This window comes from Bradyrhizobium sp. 521_C7_N1_3 (assembly GCF_052075975.1).
Classification (GTDB): Bacteria; Pseudomonadota; Alphaproteobacteria; order Rhizobiales; family Xanthobacteraceae; genus Bradyrhizobium; species Bradyrhizobium japonicum.
The window spans coordinates 1,541,068-1,556,556 of record NZ_CP197232.1 but is presented as its reverse complement, the minus strand read 5'-3'; the positions used below and the strand labels follow the sequence as shown (position 1 = coordinate 1,556,556).

Below are 15,489 nucleotides of genomic sequence, written 5' to 3'. Positions count from 1 at the left end.
GCGCGCGGCCTCTTAAAGGCCGCATTCTCTGTGGTAGGGCAGTATCTGAAAGCGCGTATGGCCGCGCAACCTGAGGCGAGAGGAGGATTCCGATGTTCGAGGCTAAAGACTATCGCGTGTGCTGCCATCACTTTGTCACCCCGACCGACCGCGCCGTCTACCCGGCGCAAGAGCCCTTACTAACCTACTCTGAGGCCCTCCGGCAGGTGCAGACCGAGCAGGCCAAGGGCTACATGGTGGCCTGGGTCATCGATCGCACCGGAGCAGGCGCCACCAATGAGATTGGTGGTTCGAACGCATCGGTTCGACGTTGATCGTAAGCGCAGCTCTGGCCCTTGGATTGGCGCTTGACGTCTGTTTTGATTACGGTGTGAGCCGGCACGGCTTCCACTTTTCCGACAACGTTGACGCTGGCCTCAAGCGCCTGCCTGTCGTCGAACCACTTTTTAGAGCTTGATCACATGATCGCAGCCGCGCCGAAGATCGAAGAGGCTGCAATGCCGTTTCCACGCCGAGTCACAAGCAGAAGAAACTCAACCAGGACTCGCGCTGGTCAGCGTCATCAGAAACTGTGCACGCTCGACAGGACGATCGAGCCAGTGCGTCGAGGTCTATTCCTGCATAGGAGGACGCGGCGAGGCGGCGGGAAAGTTGGAAGGTTGGGATCCAGCAAGGTCCCGATTCGCGCGCTGTACCTCGGCGGTCCCAAACACGAGGACGCAGAGAGGTCTGTTTTGGGCGCGGGATTTTGGCTGGGACACGAGCCCGTCAGAGCGTTGCCGCCGCCGCTCTGAAATGGTCGGGAAACCTTCCGATCGTGCGAGACTCTTATCTAACCTCACTTGTGATCCGCTCCCCTCGAGACTTTTGGAAGATATCCCAACTGCCGTTCCAGAGCAGCTAAGGTTCGACGGGCCGAATCCAATCTCGCAGTCGCCTCGACCAGGTCGGCCCATGTTTTATCCGACCGTGCAACCGCCGTGGAGCCGGTCTCAAACAGGTTGTTGTTGAGATGCGGGGCCGCTTCGCCTCGCAGGGCACGCTCCAAATCGAGCAGGGTGCTCGTCAGCGCTCGATGCGCGCACGCGTCCTCTCGTTCCAGGTTTTCCGCCACGTCGAGCGCCGCACGATAGTGTCGTATCGCTGCAACGACTCTGCTCTCGAGGTCGGGCTCATCGCTCATCTGCTTTTCTCTCCACGAATCTTTGAGCAATTTGTGTCGGTCTGAACGAGCAAAAATTGTAAGCGGAGCTTTTCTCCCATTTGATTGACTGGTTTCGCTTCGGCTTTCGCTCTGCGATCCTTGGCTTGTCAGAGAGCCGAGAGGAGACTGAAGGCGATGGAACAATCGGGGGAGGAAGCCGAAGCTGATGGCTTTGTGGGGAAGCTTACGCGCCGGACGCGTTCTGGATGCCGGTTATGGTCTGCGGAGATCAAGGGGCGCGCTGTTTTCGAGAGCATGAAGCCCGACGCCCGGGTATGTGATGTCGCACGGCGTTATGGTGTGAAGGCCCAGCAGTTGACGACGTGGCGCAGATTGGCGCGTGCTGGCCGGCTCGCATTGGTCACGGACGACGCGGCGGATTTCGTGTCGATCGAGCTGAGCGATCCAGTGGCGCCAGGCAAGAGCGAGGGCCCGTCGAGATTACGATTGGCAAGGTTTCGGTCCGCCTGGATGCGGACGTGTCGGCGGTGCGGATCGCGGAGATCGTGACTGCGATCGAGCGCGGCGCATGATCATTCCGGCGCAGGGACTGCGGATTGTGCTTGCTGTGCGTCCTGTTGACTTCCGGTGCGGGCACGACGCGCTGGCCGGTCTTGTGCAAAACACGCTTGGGCTCGATCCGCATTCGGGCCTGATCGTGGTTTTTCGTTCGAAGCGCGCCGACCGGCTGAAGATTTTGCTATGGGACGGCACGGGCCTCGTTTTGGTCTACAAGCGCCTTGGCCGCGATGGTCGTTTCGAGTGGCCGCAGATCAGCGACGGCGTCATGCATCTGACGCGCGTGCAGTTCGAAGCGCTGTTTGAAGGGCTGAACTGGAAGCGAGTGGGCGAACGGATTGTCGCGACGCCAGCTGCGGCGAACTGACTCAGACCCGACAACCTGTTTCGCGCGGGGCTTTGGGATGATAGCTTGCGGATGTGCCGCCGTCCCCCATTGATCCCGCCCGTCTTGCAGCGCTGCCCGCCGATTTGCGCGCGCTCTTCCGCGCGCAGGAAGCGATGATTGAAGCCGAGCGTCGTCGCGCAGACGATGAATGCTCGGCGCGCCTTCATGTCGAGAGTGAACTGGCTGCGTCCAAAGAGAGCGTCGAACGCCTCGAACTGCTCGTGAAGGAGTACGAGCGCGCACGTTTCGGTAAACGCTCGGAGAAGTTCAATCCCGATCAGATGCAACTGGTTCTCGAGGACATCGAGATTGCCATCGCCGAAGTCCAGGAACGCCAGGACGATCGTGCGCGCCGCGCCGGCACGGCGCCGTCCAGCGGCCGGACCAGGCGCGCTGCCCGTGCCTTTCCCGCGCACCTGCCGCGCATCGAGCAGGTGATCGAACCCGAGAACCTCGAGTGTCCCTGCGGCTGCGGCCGGATGGCCCAGATCGGCGAGGATCGCTCCCGCCGTCTCGATGTCATGGCCGCCCAGTATCGTGTGATCGAGACGGTGCGACCGCGCTACGCCTGTGCAAAGGGCTGCACCGGTGTTGCTCAGGCGCCGGCGCCCGCCCATCTCGTGGAGGGTGGCATCCCCACCGAGGCGCTGCTGGCGCAGGTGGCGGTCGCCAAGTTCAGCGAGCACATGCCACTCTATCGTCAGTCGCAGGTTCTGGCTCGGCATGGCATCTTCATCGATCGCGCCGTTCTGGCAGACTGGATGGGAACGGTCGCCTTCCACCTCGCGCCGCTGGTCGAGCGCATGAGCGTCGTGATGAAGCAATCGGGCCGCTTGTTCATAGACGAGACCAGGGCGCCTGTGCTCGATCCGGGCCGGGGCCGAACGAAGACCGGCTATCTGTGGGCTGTCCTGCGCGACGATCGCGGCCACGGCGGCGCTGATCCACCAATCGTGGTCTACCACTACGCGCCAGGACGCGGTGGTGACCATGCTGAGCGCATCCTCGAGGGCTTCGACGGCATCCTTCAGGTCGACGGATACCAGGGCTATCATCGGCTCGCACGGCCCAAGCGCAAAGGCGGCGTGCCGCTGCGGCTGGCCGCATGTTGGTCCCACTCAAGGCGCAAGATCATCGCAGCGACTCCGAAAGCCGGCTCACCCATCGCCGAAGCCGTTCTCGCGCGCATCGCCGCACTCTATGCGATCGAGAAGGAGATCCGTGGCGCCGACGCCCCGGCTCGGCAAACGACCCGTAACGAGCGATCACGGCCGCTCGTCGCTGAACTCGAGAGGTTTCTGCGCGAGCAAGCCGCTCGCCTGTCGCCGGGCAGCGAGATGGGCAAGGCGATCGCCTATCTCCTGAACCATTGGGATGGCCTCACCTTGTTTCTCGACGATGGTTGCGTTGAGATGGACACCAATCCCGTCGAAAATCAAATCAGGCCGCTGACTCTGACGCGTAAAAATAGTTCATTTGCTGGTCACGACGAAGGTGGTCGTTCATGGGCGCGCATAGCTTCGCTCATCGCCACCTGCAAAATCAACAGCGTGGAGCCCTACGTCTGGATCAAAAATTAGGCGGCTTACAGGTGGCGGGCGAGATGATGCGCCGGCTCGTACGACGAGCCGAGCATCGAGCCCGGTATGCCGTCGTTGCTGGATGCGCTCCGTCTCGGCTTTCCGTTCCCAGACAATACTGCCCTTCCACGTACGCCCTTTCTTTCTCTGCCTGGGAACCAGCCGGTCGTTTGTATGCCGCCCACGTCTTTCTCATCGCCGCGTTCGCGATAATCAGCGACGCCGACCAGCGTCTCTCCGATAGAACCTGTTTTCGCCGACGCAGGCGCGCATGTCGGTGCGCCGGAACCAGATGGCGCGTCCGCATCGCAGCGGTGGATTGCCCGCAATAAAGATGACCTGCTCGTCGGTTCGCATGCGCAAGACATCATGCGGCAGCATCAGCGGCCGGCGCGCGAGCTGCTTGGACCGCGTCCGGGAGGAACCCGACGTCTGCGAGGACCGGCTCAGCTGATCGACCTCGACCGTCGTGTCGCCGCAGCGCTTGGAGATGTAGTCCGCCGTCTCGGGGTCGTTGATCGCCGAGAAGGAGATCCAGGATGCGCTTTCGAACCACTTGCTGGTGGCATCGCGGCCGCCATAGGCCTCGCGCATCTGGCCGATTGACTGGTAGAGCATCAAGAGGGTGATGCCGTATTTGCGCCCCGCATCACGCGCGGTTTCGAGAATGCGTAAGTAGCCGAGACGCGCGACCTCATCGAGTAGGAACAGGGTCCGGCCGGTCACTTCGCCATTGCGATTGTAGATGGCGTTGAGCAGCGAGCCGATGATGACGCGGGCGAGGCCGGCATGGTTCTCCAGGGTCTTCAGGTCGAGATTGATGAAGACGTCCGTCCGGCCCTCCGCGAGCTCGGCCGTCGTGAAGCTCGATCCGGACACCAGGGCGGCATAGTTGCCATAGGAGAGCCAGTGGGTTTCCTTCACCGCATTGGCGTAGACGCCGCTGAAGGTCTCTGGCGTCATGGCGATGAAGGGCGCGACATTCTCCTTCACGAATCCGGACTCGGAGTTGTCGTAAATCGTCTGAAGCCGCTGGCGCAACTTCGGCTCCGGCTCCGACAGGTTGGCGCGGACCTGGCGGAGGTGCTGATCCTTCTTTTCCGTATGACCGGACAAACAGACATCGGCGATCAACGCCGTCAGCAGTTGCAGCGCCGAGGCCCGAAAGAAGTCATCCCGCGCCGAGCCCTGGCGCGGATTGTCGGTCATGATGAACATCCCTCGTTTTGAAAAGGAAACCTCATGTCTGAAAGTCGAAAGCCCACGCACGATGCCTTCGCTGTGGCCGGTGACGGCCGAAATTCTACATGGACGCGGATCGGCGCCGCTTGGCCGAACGATGACGGCAAGGGTTTCAATATCGTGATCGCGCCCGGCTTGGCCGTTTTGGGTAAAATCGTGCTGCGCGAACCGAAGCCCCAGGCCGACCAGGAGCCTGACTAGTACCCACTTTTCTTGGAACGTGAGTCGTGATTCAAGGTCGGGATGATACCCGAAGCAAGAGAAGTCCACCTTTCGAGGAAAGATCGCAAGGTGCTTGAGGCGTGCTGTCGCTCACCGGTGACGTTGCAGCGCGATTTGAAGCGGGCGCGGATAGTTCTGTTGGCGGCGGATGGGCGCAGCACCCGGTCGATCGCCAAGGAAGTTGGGGTCCAGCCGCGGATTGTCAGCCTTTGGCGGCATCGCTATGCCGACCATGGCCTTGAAGGGCTGCAAGACAAGCCGCGGCCTGGCAAGCAGCCGATCTATACGAAGACGACCGACAAGCGGATTCTGAAGCTGCTGGATAAGCCGCCACCGCAAGGGTTTGCGCGCTGGACCGGCCCCCTGCTGGCCGAGGCGCTGGGCGATGTCGATGTCCAATATGTCTGGCGGTTCCTGCGCAGCCACAAGATTGACCTGGTGGCTCGCAAGTCCTGGTGCGAGAGCAACGACCCGAACTTTACGGCCAAAGCCGCCGATGTTGTCGGCCTCTATGTCGCGCCGCCGGCGAAGGCCATTGTGCTGTGCGTGGACGAGAAGCCCTCGATCCAGGCTTTGGAGCGAGCGCAGGGTTATCTGAAGTTGCCCAATGGCCGCGCCTTAACCGGCCAAAGCCACGATTACAAGCGGCATGGCACCACAACATTGTTTGCGGCGCTCGAAGTCGCCACCGGAAAGATCATCGCGACCCATTCAAAACGCCGGCGCCGCGTCGAGTTTCTCGATTTCATGAACAGCGTCACCGCGACTTTTCCGAACCGCAAGCTTCACGTCATCCTCGACAACCTCAACACCCATAAAAAGAACGAGGACTGGCTCAAGGCCCACCCCAACGTGCAATTTCATTTCACGCCGACAAGTGCGTCATGGCTCAATCAGGTCGAAGTATGGTTTTCCATCTTGCAGGGGCAGTCGCTCAGCGGCACCTCCTTCACGAGCCTCAAGCAGCTTCAGGAACACATCGATGCCTACGTCAACGCATACAACGACAGAGCCGAGCCCTTCGTCTGGACCAAGAAAAAGGTCCGTCAACGCCGTTTCAAAGGCCGCCGTATCACTCAGCTCTGATTCCGGGGACTAGATTCGATAACCTGTTTTGTTGAGTAGCGTGATGGTCAAGGTTGCCAAGCCCCGAGCCATGGCTCGATCGCGTCCTCGGCGGGCTTGAACACCGGGATGTGGTAGTTCGAGCGCATTGATGTGACGCGCTCGCGGGTCCAGCGATTGCCGTTGCCGGTCTTGAGGCCGTTGCGATTGAGGAGGCCGGCAATCAGATCGTCGCTGGCGATCAGCACCAGTTGACGCACGGCCTGGACGATATCGGCAGAGGTGCTGTTGCGCTGTCCGCGCCGGCGCTTCGGCAAGCGCAACTCGCTGTGGGCGCCCCCCACCCAATGGACGATGAGAACGATCTCCGAGGCCGCGTCGTCGATATCGGCCACGACCTCATGGATGAGGGTGCGCACAATGCGCTTCTTGAGGCGAGCATCCGTCGTCGGCGCATCCCAGACCGTTTTGAGGTTCGAGGCCAGAACGCCGAGCGAGACTGGATCGGCAAGGGGTGCGGGCGTGGCCGCATCATGCATGGCGATCTTGGCCTCAACCTCCGCCGCGTGAGCGAGCGCCCTGTTCCAGCGCGCTTCCAGCTCACTGGCCACCAGCCGGTTCGCGGGATCAGCGGCATCGTATTGCCGGAAAGCCCTGTCGGCGGCATAGCGCGCCGCTTCGAGGTCGCGACTGAGAGCATCGCGTACCTGATCGCGCCGTTCCCTGGCTCCCTTGGCGGCAGCGGTTGCGGCGGCGACAGCGCCCGGACCGACGACTCCAAGCAGCGATTCTTCGATGGCGTCATCGACGCGCAGTCCGCCGAAGGCGATGCAGTGGGCCCAGCCATTATCCATCCAGGCACGGTTGCAGCTGTAGCGCGGGATATGGTTCTCCATGCCGGAGTACCGGAGTGTGAGCTTGCGACCGCAGCGCTTGCAGCGGATCAGACCGGCCAGCAACGCGTCACCATGGTTGGGCGCGCCGTGATGCCGACTGGTGGGAACATTGCTGCTGACCATGGTGCGAATCGCCTCGAACTTCTCCCAGCTCACATACCCTTCGTGAGTGTTGGGCTTCAGCGTCAGCCATTCGTTCCGCGCCTTGCGGCGGATCTTCAGGCTCACGCCAGCGGTGCTGTATCCCGCCGCCACAGCTGTCTTACCATAGGCATAGGCGCCGCCGTAGACCGGGTTCTCAATGATCCGGTGGATGGCAGAGTAGTTTGGTCGCCGCCAGGCCGTGTCGCCGTTGGTCTGCTTCACCGGCAGATCGAGATTGTACTCATGGAGCCAGCAGAGCGCCTGTCGCGCGCTGCCCAGTTCCTCGACCTTGTCGAACACCAGCTTGATCGCCTCCTGGACACGCCGATCCGGGTCTTTCTCATAACGGTCGCCGGCCTTCACGAAGCCGACGGGCGCTGTCACAACCAACTCGCCCCGGCGCGCCTTCTCGTAGCGGGCCGAGAGCGAGCGCTGGCGCAACAGATCCAGCTCGTACTCGTTGAGGCTGCCCTTGAGCCCGAGCAGCAGGCGGTCGTTGCCGTGCCTTGGCGCATAGATGGTCTCTTGATCGACCAGAACGGTATCGACCACGCGGCACATCTCGATGAGTTGCTGCCAATCCCGGCTGTTGCGGGCGAAGCGCGAGACCTCGCGGGCGCAAACCGCACCAACCCTGCCGAGGCAAACCTCCGCCACCATTCGCTCGAATCCGGCGCGTTGTATGCCGCCGGCGGCTGAACGACCATCTGACGACGGACAATCACGGACAAGCTCCGTTCGTACGGCGCTGCGAGGGCGAAGATGGGCTTTCACGTCGAACATCGCCAGCACAAAGCTCTCAACAATTGGGCCGAGAATTCTCATCAGCCGACGCGGCGGCGCGAGCGGATCATGGAGCGTTTCAAATCGTCCCGTCAGGCTCAACGGTTTCTGTCAGTTCACGATCAGGTCGCGAACCTTTTCCACATCCCCTATTCTGGAGCCGTCACTGCCGACTTCCGTCGTGCTTCGCGCGGGCGAGCCTTTGCGACTTGGCGCGAGATCTCCGCGACAAGCGCTATCGCCGAATCTCGAACCTTTGAGAAGCGCCTCCTTCGGCTCGCGGTCGATTAAGTTGACGATGCCCCGCTGCCTCCAGCAGCACGCCAGGCGCGATGGAATTGCACCCCACGGTGATCCGGGTTTTCCTGTGAATCGGGGAGAAGCGCCCTACGTCAGCTACTCGTCAGCCAGCCAGTCTATGCAGACTGGCTGCGCACTCTCGACTTTATCGGAGGTGGAATATGACAGGCATTGGCCGAGCTGGTAAATCGCACGTTGGGCCCGCAGGAGCCGACAGCGCATGGGGATCGAGTAGTTCGAGCCCGGAGCTCGGTCCCGCCCCCGGGGAGGGCGGGCAATCTTTCGACTCTGTCGTGGAGCGGATGCGCTCCGGGCCTCGAGATGGAACGGCTCCGCTCGTGAGCCTGCCACCAGCTTCGGCGGTGGCAGTCCAGATTTCCTCAAGTGGCGACGGAATCAAGGCAGCGAAGCAAAAAATGCGCAGCCTGCTTGCGGGGCTTGATGCTTCTAAAAATGCAGCCACACGAGCCCGGAACCCGAACCCGTCGGAGGCGCAAGAGCTGATCGATCAAGTCGTCAAGGCAGGCTCGGAAGTTCTGGGCTATTACGCGAGCCTCCCCCCGGACATGGCGCGGGGGCTTCTTTCCGACGGTCGGGCTCGCCGACTCCGCGAGGAAACTATCGCTGCGGGAAACGAATGCGACATCGTGGCCACCTGGATTATCGGCGACCTGGAGAAGAGCAGGAAGAAAGCAACAGCCTTGCTCAAGAATATGCGAGTTGCCAACGCTCAGCCTGACCAGCTGAGCCGAGCGGTATCCAGCGTGGCGAAGCACTACGAGGCCTGCATGGAGGGGTGGGGAAAGAAGGCATTGCGCATGGAACGGATGCAGTCCGTCTGCGCGGCCACCGCCAACTTGCCGAGCACCACGCCCGAGATGCGGCAGGCCGAAGAGGCCGCACTACGCCTGCAGACCGGCTGGGCACTTTATACGAAGTGCGTGTATCTGCAATCGCAGGTTGCTCTTGCTCAGCTTCTAATTGAGTCGCGGGCGAGCACGTTCGAACCAGCTGTAAGCGACGCCCTCATGGGTGAGGATGGGCGGGTGCGTCTGCTCGGGACCTTTATCGAGGATGTTTTTCCGGCATTTAACTCGGCGTCCGAAGCCGTTCTGAGCAGCAACGGAGCGGCACTCGACGCAGACCACTGCACCGTTCTGGAAGGAGTCATGGAGCGGCTTTCGGAATTTGCCTCAGGGGTGCACGGAATCGTTACCAGGCTAAGGGACGCCGGAACGGATGCCGACCTTCCATTAAAACTGTTGGGCCAGATCGCGGATGGTGCATGGGTCACCGCGGACGACGTCACGCGTCTTTTGGACGTGCAGCCAAAGACGCCCGCCGTGATTGAGCCGACGGCCCGGACTGCCGTAGTGGTTGAGGGGGGCGCGGCCCGCAGGGAGGGGAAGGGCAAGCGCGCACCGGCCGCAGGCGAGCGAAGTTCGGCGGCCGGGCCGCGCGAGCCGCAGCTCGCCACGCCCGACGCTGCCACGGCCCCGACAGTCAAGGTGATCGTACTCTCGGATCTGGGTACGAAGAAACTCGCGAGCGCGGAGGAGGCGGCACTCGCGAGGGCGTCATCGTCGGCGACCGGGCACCTGGAGATATTGCAGGCTCCGCCCTCCAGGAACGCACTGACCGGATTACTCAAGCGATTGGACGAACTTTTGCAGTTCGATCTGCCGGCTCAGCAAAGCGCGGTCTCGCAAGCGCGCCACGGGAAGCCCGAGGACGCCGATCACGCCGTGGATCTCGTCGTTAAGCGCCTGCAGACACAGGCCTCCGAGATTGAGGCCAGTGTAGCCGCGCTGGAGGAGCCTCGCCGACGTGTCCTACTCACGCCTGCGCAAGTGCCGGAAGTGCACGACAAAATAGCCCGGCTCAAGGCGATGTTGTCCGAGGTGCAGGGACAGGCAAACTCTTTCACGGCGCAAAAGGCGGTGATCACGATCGATTGCATGAAGACCTACGCGTTTCCGTCCCAGAAGTATCTTGAACAGTTGCGAGCGGCCGGGGAGTTGGCGGCTGTGAATTCACCGCGCGCCTTGAAGGATGATCCGGGGACACTGTTCGAGATCAAGCTGCAGCCCAAGGCCCTGCGCAATGGCGCGACGCCAAGCCCGATGTGGGTGCACATCCATACCAAGCGGCCGGTACATGCCAGGCAGTTGGCAACGCTGAGCGATGCCGGGTTCGCCGCTTGCCACGTGAAGTCAAATGACCAGCGCGGCTACAATCAGGACTGGCAGAGCGCTCGAGCTGCGACGGGGCGCGAGAACGTCGTGATCCACCGCGGCAAGCTCACGCCGGCGTTCTGTAGGTCCTTGTTGCGCACCGCAGCTGGCGGCCAGCCGTGGCATCCCCTTCCCGAGGCGGAGCACGCGTCGATGCAGTTCGCGCGCCTCGGGATGTAGTTACCTGGGTGTCCCGCGCCAGAGCGTCGCTGTGGTGACACGATCAAGTGGACCGTTTCTCACCGAGAGGAAATCCTCGATGAGCTCGAAGCCGGCGCGGGCTTCCTCGAACAGATCGACAACAGGGTCCGATTGAAATTCGATCGGGAGCGTCGTGACCCCAACTTCCTTTCGCTTGGCAGCTGAACCGTCAAATGCCGGCGATGTGTCGTCTCAAGTCCAGGCGCATGCGATCAGCGCTCCAGGCTCTTCATCTTCGAAAGTGAGTACACATGAAATTCGTCTCAATGAATCGGGGGGGGCAACAAACGGATAGCGTGGACGCGCAAGATGCCTCTCCAGCCGACTCGTCGGCAGAGGCGGCGGCCTTTCAGCGGCAGCTGAGCGAGGTCGCTGTCCTGTCCGCTCCCGTGCTCATGCAGGTCCGCGCCTATCAAGCGGATGCATCGCGATCTGAGGCGCGACCCATCGTGCGGGCGAGCGGGCAACCATATACGCCGGCTCCGCACGGTGAAGGCGGTGGAACGACGCTGAATGCGTCGGCGCTGCCGCTCGGCCATGCAAATTTGGTTTTCGCAGGAAGCGGCATGGATCCTGTTTATTCCGACGATGCGTCTCTTATTGAGGGGCTCGGGCCGGCACTCTTCAAGGCTGGGGCCTCCGAGCGCACCGTCAGGCGCAATGTACGTTGTCTTCTCGGATTGGGGCATTGGCTCGTAAAGAACGGAAAGCCGGGCATTGCTGCCCGGCTTTCCGAAGAGTCGCTGGTCGAGGATGCCCTGGAGTTCGGCAAGCAGGAGGGGCAGGCCATCGCTACGCCACTGGTTCATCTTCGAGCCTCCCAATCGCCGGGCGGCATCGCGCCGATTGCAAGCCGGGTTGAGCTGAATCCCTATTCCCAAGATGCGGATCTCATCAAAGGGTACAAGGAAGATGCAGCGTCAGGCACCGCCAACACCGTCAGGAAGTATGCAACTCTTCTTATCGATTTCAGTGATTACCTCCGTGAGAACGATAAGCCCGGCATTGCTGCTCGACTTGGCGACGGCTCGCTGGATAATGATGTCAGCCAGTATAAGGAGGCGGACCCCCGTGGCCGCAGAAAAGCCGGGGCCGCACTGGCTCATCTCCTGAGGTCGCCGGCGGGTGCTAGAGCGATCGAGCTCCGGCCTCATATTCGCCCCGTTCCTGATTTCGAAGGCGCGGTTCGCGCTGAGCCGAGCCGGACCCGGGCCGCGACTGCACAGCACAGCTCGAGCGGAGCTATCAGCTGGCCGGAGACTCTGCCTGCGAACCAGCAGGATCTGCTTTTGGAGACGATGGACGGACCCAGCTCCTCGCCGCCTATCGAGACAATTGCGCACCATCAACAAGCAGCGGATGCAGGAGGGTCTTTTCGTGACTTGAACTTGCCCCGCGCCGACCATGGGGTTTCACCGCCGCATGGCCTGGCATTGGATGCTGCAGGGTCCCTGAACTGGCGCCACCATGACGACGAACTGACGGATAAACGTCACAGGAACCCGCTCGGGCCAGGCGAGCAGGTTCTCGTCATCAATGAGCATGATATAGGGGAGTTGAGATCAGCGAAGAGGCAGAAGACGCTAAGCAATCCGCAGGGCGTCGCCGTTGAGCGGCAGCTGATGCAGACGCCATCCCATCAACTGGCGGCGTCCCCATCGCAGATGCAGGCTCCGATGCTGTCGCAAAACGAGCTGATCGGCGAGCCGCTCTCGGGGGAAGACGCGGAGCTCTTGGCGAGGTTTCGTGTAGACGCCAAGCGGCGCAAGCTCACCCCAGGCGCCATCAATAACAGTGTTTCCGGGCTTGGGAGATTTGTTCGCTGGGTCAACGCAGAGCATGGGGGGTCCGTAGCTTCTCGGCTACGAAAAGGTACACCGCTGGATGAGGAAATTGCGGCGTACCGGAGATTGGGCCGTGACCCCCAGCACCGCATTACATCGGCCCTGGATGTTCTCCGGCGGCTCTTGCGTGGGGGTGAAGAAGCCGAAGCTCCCGAACCCCGCGTCCTCGGTGCCCCACGTCGCCTGGTTCCTCATCCAGAAGATGCGCCCCTCATCGAGGGCGCGCTGAGCCAAGCTCTGAAACATGTTAAAACTGCGAAGGATAAGGGGTCTGCGCAAAAGCGGGCGACACGTCTTCGCGCGCTGAGTGCGTGGCTTAAAGGGAATCGCAAAGGGAGCATCATCGGGCGACTTAACGGCTCTAGCAAGGAGCAGTTAACGCTGGACAACGATGTGCTGGCGTTCCAACGGACCGGAGGCGCAAGATACCGTCCCGATTTGTCGCATCTTCGCAGCTACTTAAAACTCATCGAGGCGAACCGAGAGCTGGGGCTGCCAGGCCCTGAGCAGCCGAGCTCGCCGGCCGCGTGGGGCGATCGGCATCCCGGCTCGGCGCAGGATCTTCCCTCAACGCCGGCAAGCCCAAGCGCGGGAGCTTGGGTTTGGTTGGGTGAACAGCTGCACGAACCAGCATCACCATCCAGGCCCCCGTCACATGCTAAGGGCAGGCTTGAGCCATCTGTTGATCTGAATGCGCCGACGCCGTCCGAGTTGCGCGACGATGCTCATTTTGCGCCAGCGCATCCTGCCAGGGCCCGTTCAGACACCTACGCTGGTCTTGAGCCATTTGTTGATCTGAATGCGCCGACGCCGTCCGAGTTGCGCGACGATGCTCACTTTGCGCCGGCGCATCCTGCCAGGGCTCGTTCAGACACCTACGCTGGTCTTGAGCCATTTGTTGATCTGAATGCGCCGACGCCGTCCGAGTTGCGCGACGATGCTCATTTTGCGCCAGCGCATCCTGCCAGGGCTCGTTCAGACACCTACGCTGGTCTTGAGCCATTTGTTGATCTGAATGCGCCGACGCCGTCCGAGTTGCGCGACGATGCTCATTTTGCGCCAGCGCATCCTGCCAGGGCCCGTTCAGACACCTACGCTGGTCTTGAGCCATTTGTTGATCTGAATGCGCCGACGCCGTCCGAGTTGCGCGACGATGCTCACTTTGCGCCGGCGCATCCTGCCAGGGCTCGTTCAGACACCTACGCTGGTCTTGAGCCATTTGTTGATCTGAATGCGCCGACGCCGTCCGAGTTGCGCGACGATGCTCATTTTGCGCCAGCGCATCCTGCCAGGGCTCGTTCAGACACCTACGCTGGTCTTGAGCCATTTGTTGATCTGAATGCGCCGACGCCGTCCGAGTTGCGCGACGATGCTCATTTTGCGCCAGCGCATCCTGCCAGGGCCCGTTCAGACACCTACGCTGGTCTTGAGCCATTTGTTGATCTGAATGCGCCGACGCCGTCCGAGTTGCGCGACGATGCTCATTTTGCGCCAGCGCATCCTGCCAGGGCTCGCTCAGACACCTACGCCGGTCTTGAGGCAGCGGTTAATCCGAATCCGCGCACACCATTCGAGTTGCGTGACAATGCTTGGGCCCCGGCGCCTGACTTTCGGCCGCTGTTTGCCGGGCCAGTACCGGGGCATCACCAGGGCGCTCGACAGCCCGGCTCGCCGCAGGGGCTTTCTCCGGCGCCAGCCTTCTCGGATGATGAAGCTTTGGCGTGGTTGCGCGAGGAGCTGGCGCGACGGCAGATGCAAGAACCGGCCTCACCATCAACCGGCAGGGCTCCCTCAGACATCTACGGCGGCCTTGAGTCATTGGTGCATCTGGATGCGCCCACGCCGTGGGAATTGCGCGACGATGCTCACTTTGCGCCGGCGCCCGCTGCCAGGGCGCGCTCGGACACCTACCGCGGTTTTCCATTGGTTGATCTGACTGCGCCCACGCCGTCCGAATCACGCGACGATGCTAATTCTGTACGGCCGTTTCCGATCACCTCCGCCAACGCTCAGATCGGGGCTTTAGATCCGACAGTCTCGTCTCACGGCCACGGGCTGGTGCTCGAGGACACGGAATGGCTGGGCGACGAGCATATCGACAGGGATTACCGGCTCCAGGAGCAGGATTTGCAGAGGAACGATCCGGATCTCGCCGCCCGGACGCGGTTCGTGAATCCCCTCATCGTCCTAAATTATCTGGGCTCTAACGACGATGGCGTCGTGCAAACCGAGTTCCAGCGCATCGTCCATGATGATGAATTTAATGATACAGCCGACTTCCTGTTCCTGCCCGTGATTAATGCCAACCCTGAAGATCCTAATAACCTCGGCAACCATTGGTCGCTGCTGTTCGTTGATCGCAGTGACCGGGGGCAGCCGGTCGCCTACCACTACGATTCCTACAGGGGACTCAACAAAAAGCATGCAGAGCATCTCGCAAGTAGGCTGCACCTCCGCCTGGAGCCAGCCGGCATGGCCCAGCAGCAGAACACTTATGATTGCGGCGTCTTTGTCGTGGACGGGACGCGGGCGCTGGTTAGGCAATTGGAGCAAGGAGGGCAGACAGTCCACCTGGACCAGCTCGTCGTCGATCGGCAGGCACTGCAAAACCGACTCAGGGGCTGATGTCGCCGTGGGCGAGATAGAGTTGGCTGTGAATCGACGCTGAACATTGCCCCCCGTACGCGCGAAGTCAATCAAGTACTTGGGACGCCGATCGGCGTCCGGACCCCACACGATGACATAATTGCGGTCGGCGCCCGCGGGACGAAAGGTCCGCTATCTTCAAGCCTGCACGCAATCACACGAATCGGAGGGGCTATGAAGCAATATGTTGGGCTTGACGTCTCACAAAAGGAGAGAATCAG

10 protein-coding genes and 2 pseudogenes are annotated in these 15,489 nt (G+C 61.7%); 9 read left to right on the top strand and 3 right to left on the bottom strand.

The genetic code is table 11. From position 1 onward, the window contains the following. Positions 1-92: 92 nt before the first annotated feature. On the top strand, positions 93-314 hold the full coding sequence (locus AB7008_RS07210) for a hypothetical protein (protein ID WP_014497999.1): 222 nt from the start codon (positions 93-95) through the stop codon (positions 312-314). 524 nt (positions 315-838) lie between these two features. Here AB7008_RS07210 and AB7008_RS07205 read toward each other — a convergent pair. Beyond that, complete coding sequence (locus AB7008_RS07205; RefSeq protein WP_011084509.1) at positions 839-1,183, bottom strand: hypothetical protein; 345 nt, start codon at positions 1,181-1,183, stop codon at positions 839-841. 156 nt (positions 1,184-1,339) lie between these two features. Here AB7008_RS07205 and AB7008_RS07200 point away from each other — a divergent pair, with 156 nt between their 5' ends. The 3 genes from AB7008_RS07200 (at position 1,340) to tnpC (ending at position 3,691) form a co-directional block, all read left to right on the top strand. Next, positions 1,340-1,714 carry a transposase gene (locus tag AB7008_RS07200; protein WP_011084510.1) on the top strand — a complete coding sequence of 125 codons (375 nt, stop codon included), beginning with the start codon at positions 1,340-1,342 and terminating at the stop codon, positions 1,712-1,714. A gap of 19 nt (positions 1,715-1,733) precedes the next feature. Next, on the top strand, positions 1,734-2,090 hold the full coding sequence (gene tnpB / locus AB7008_RS07195) for an IS66 family insertion sequence element accessory protein TnpB (protein ID WP_011090953.1): 357 nt from the start codon (positions 1,734-1,736) through the stop codon (positions 2,088-2,090). Between the two features lie 104 nt (positions 2,091-2,194). After that, positions 2,195-3,691 carry an IS66 family transposase gene (tnpC, locus tag AB7008_RS07190; RefSeq protein WP_441261193.1) on the top strand — a complete coding sequence of 499 codons (1,497 nt, stop codon included), beginning with the start codon at positions 2,195-2,197 and terminating at the stop codon, positions 3,689-3,691. A gap of 213 nt (positions 3,692-3,904) precedes the next feature. Here tnpC and AB7008_RS07185 read toward each other — a convergent pair. Then, a pseudogene (locus tag AB7008_RS07185) lies at positions 3,905-4,906 on the bottom strand (type IV secretory system conjugative DNA transfer family protein); the annotation flags it as partial. A 27-nt stretch (positions 4,907-4,933) separates the two neighbouring features. Between AB7008_RS07185 and AB7008_RS07180 the strand changes: the two are divergent. Both AB7008_RS07180 and AB7008_RS07175 read left to right on the top strand, forming a co-directional pair. Then, positions 4,934-5,134 (top strand): hypothetical protein, encoded by a 201-nt coding sequence (locus AB7008_RS07180; protein WP_035666406.1) that lies wholly within the window; start codon positions 4,934-4,936, stop codon positions 5,132-5,134. A gap of 42 nt (positions 5,135-5,176) precedes the next feature. Further along, positions 5,177-6,241 carry an IS630-like element ISRj1 family transposase gene (locus tag AB7008_RS07175; RefSeq protein WP_011084514.1) on the top strand — a complete coding sequence of 355 codons (1,065 nt, stop codon included), beginning with the start codon at positions 5,177-5,179 and terminating at the stop codon, positions 6,239-6,241. A gap of 47 nt (positions 6,242-6,288) precedes the next feature. On the opposite strand, the gene AB7008_RS07170 is transcribed toward AB7008_RS07175, so the two are convergent. Then, positions 6,289-8,085: a recombinase family protein gene (locus AB7008_RS07170; protein WP_011084515.1), complete on the bottom strand. Its 1,797-nt coding sequence runs from the start codon at positions 8,083-8,085 to the stop codon at positions 6,289-6,291. On the opposite strand from AB7008_RS07170, the pseudogene AB7008_RS07165 reads away from it, so the two are divergent. The 3 genes and pseudogenes from AB7008_RS07165 to AB7008_RS07155 all read left to right on the top strand — a co-directional run. Beyond that, positions 7,972-8,323: pseudogene (locus tag AB7008_RS07165) on the top strand (DDE-type integrase/transposase/recombinase); the annotation flags it as partial. The gene AB7008_RS07170 and the pseudogene AB7008_RS07165 sit on opposite strands and share 114 nt — an antisense overlap. A 181-nt stretch (positions 8,324-8,504) precedes the next feature. Beyond that, positions 8,505-10,757 carry a hypothetical protein gene (locus AB7008_RS07160; protein WP_028144443.1) on the top strand — a complete coding sequence of 751 codons (2,253 nt, stop codon included), beginning with the start codon at positions 8,505-8,507 and terminating at the stop codon, positions 10,755-10,757. A 272-nt stretch (positions 10,758-11,029) separates the two neighbouring features. Then, the gene (locus AB7008_RS07155; protein WP_441258650.1) at positions 11,030-15,247 is read left to right on the top strand and encodes a Ulp1 family isopeptidase; all 4,218 of its coding nucleotides are present in this window, start codon (positions 11,030-11,032) and stop codon (positions 15,245-15,247) included. The last annotated feature ends 242 nt before the right edge of the window (positions 15,248-15,489 follow it).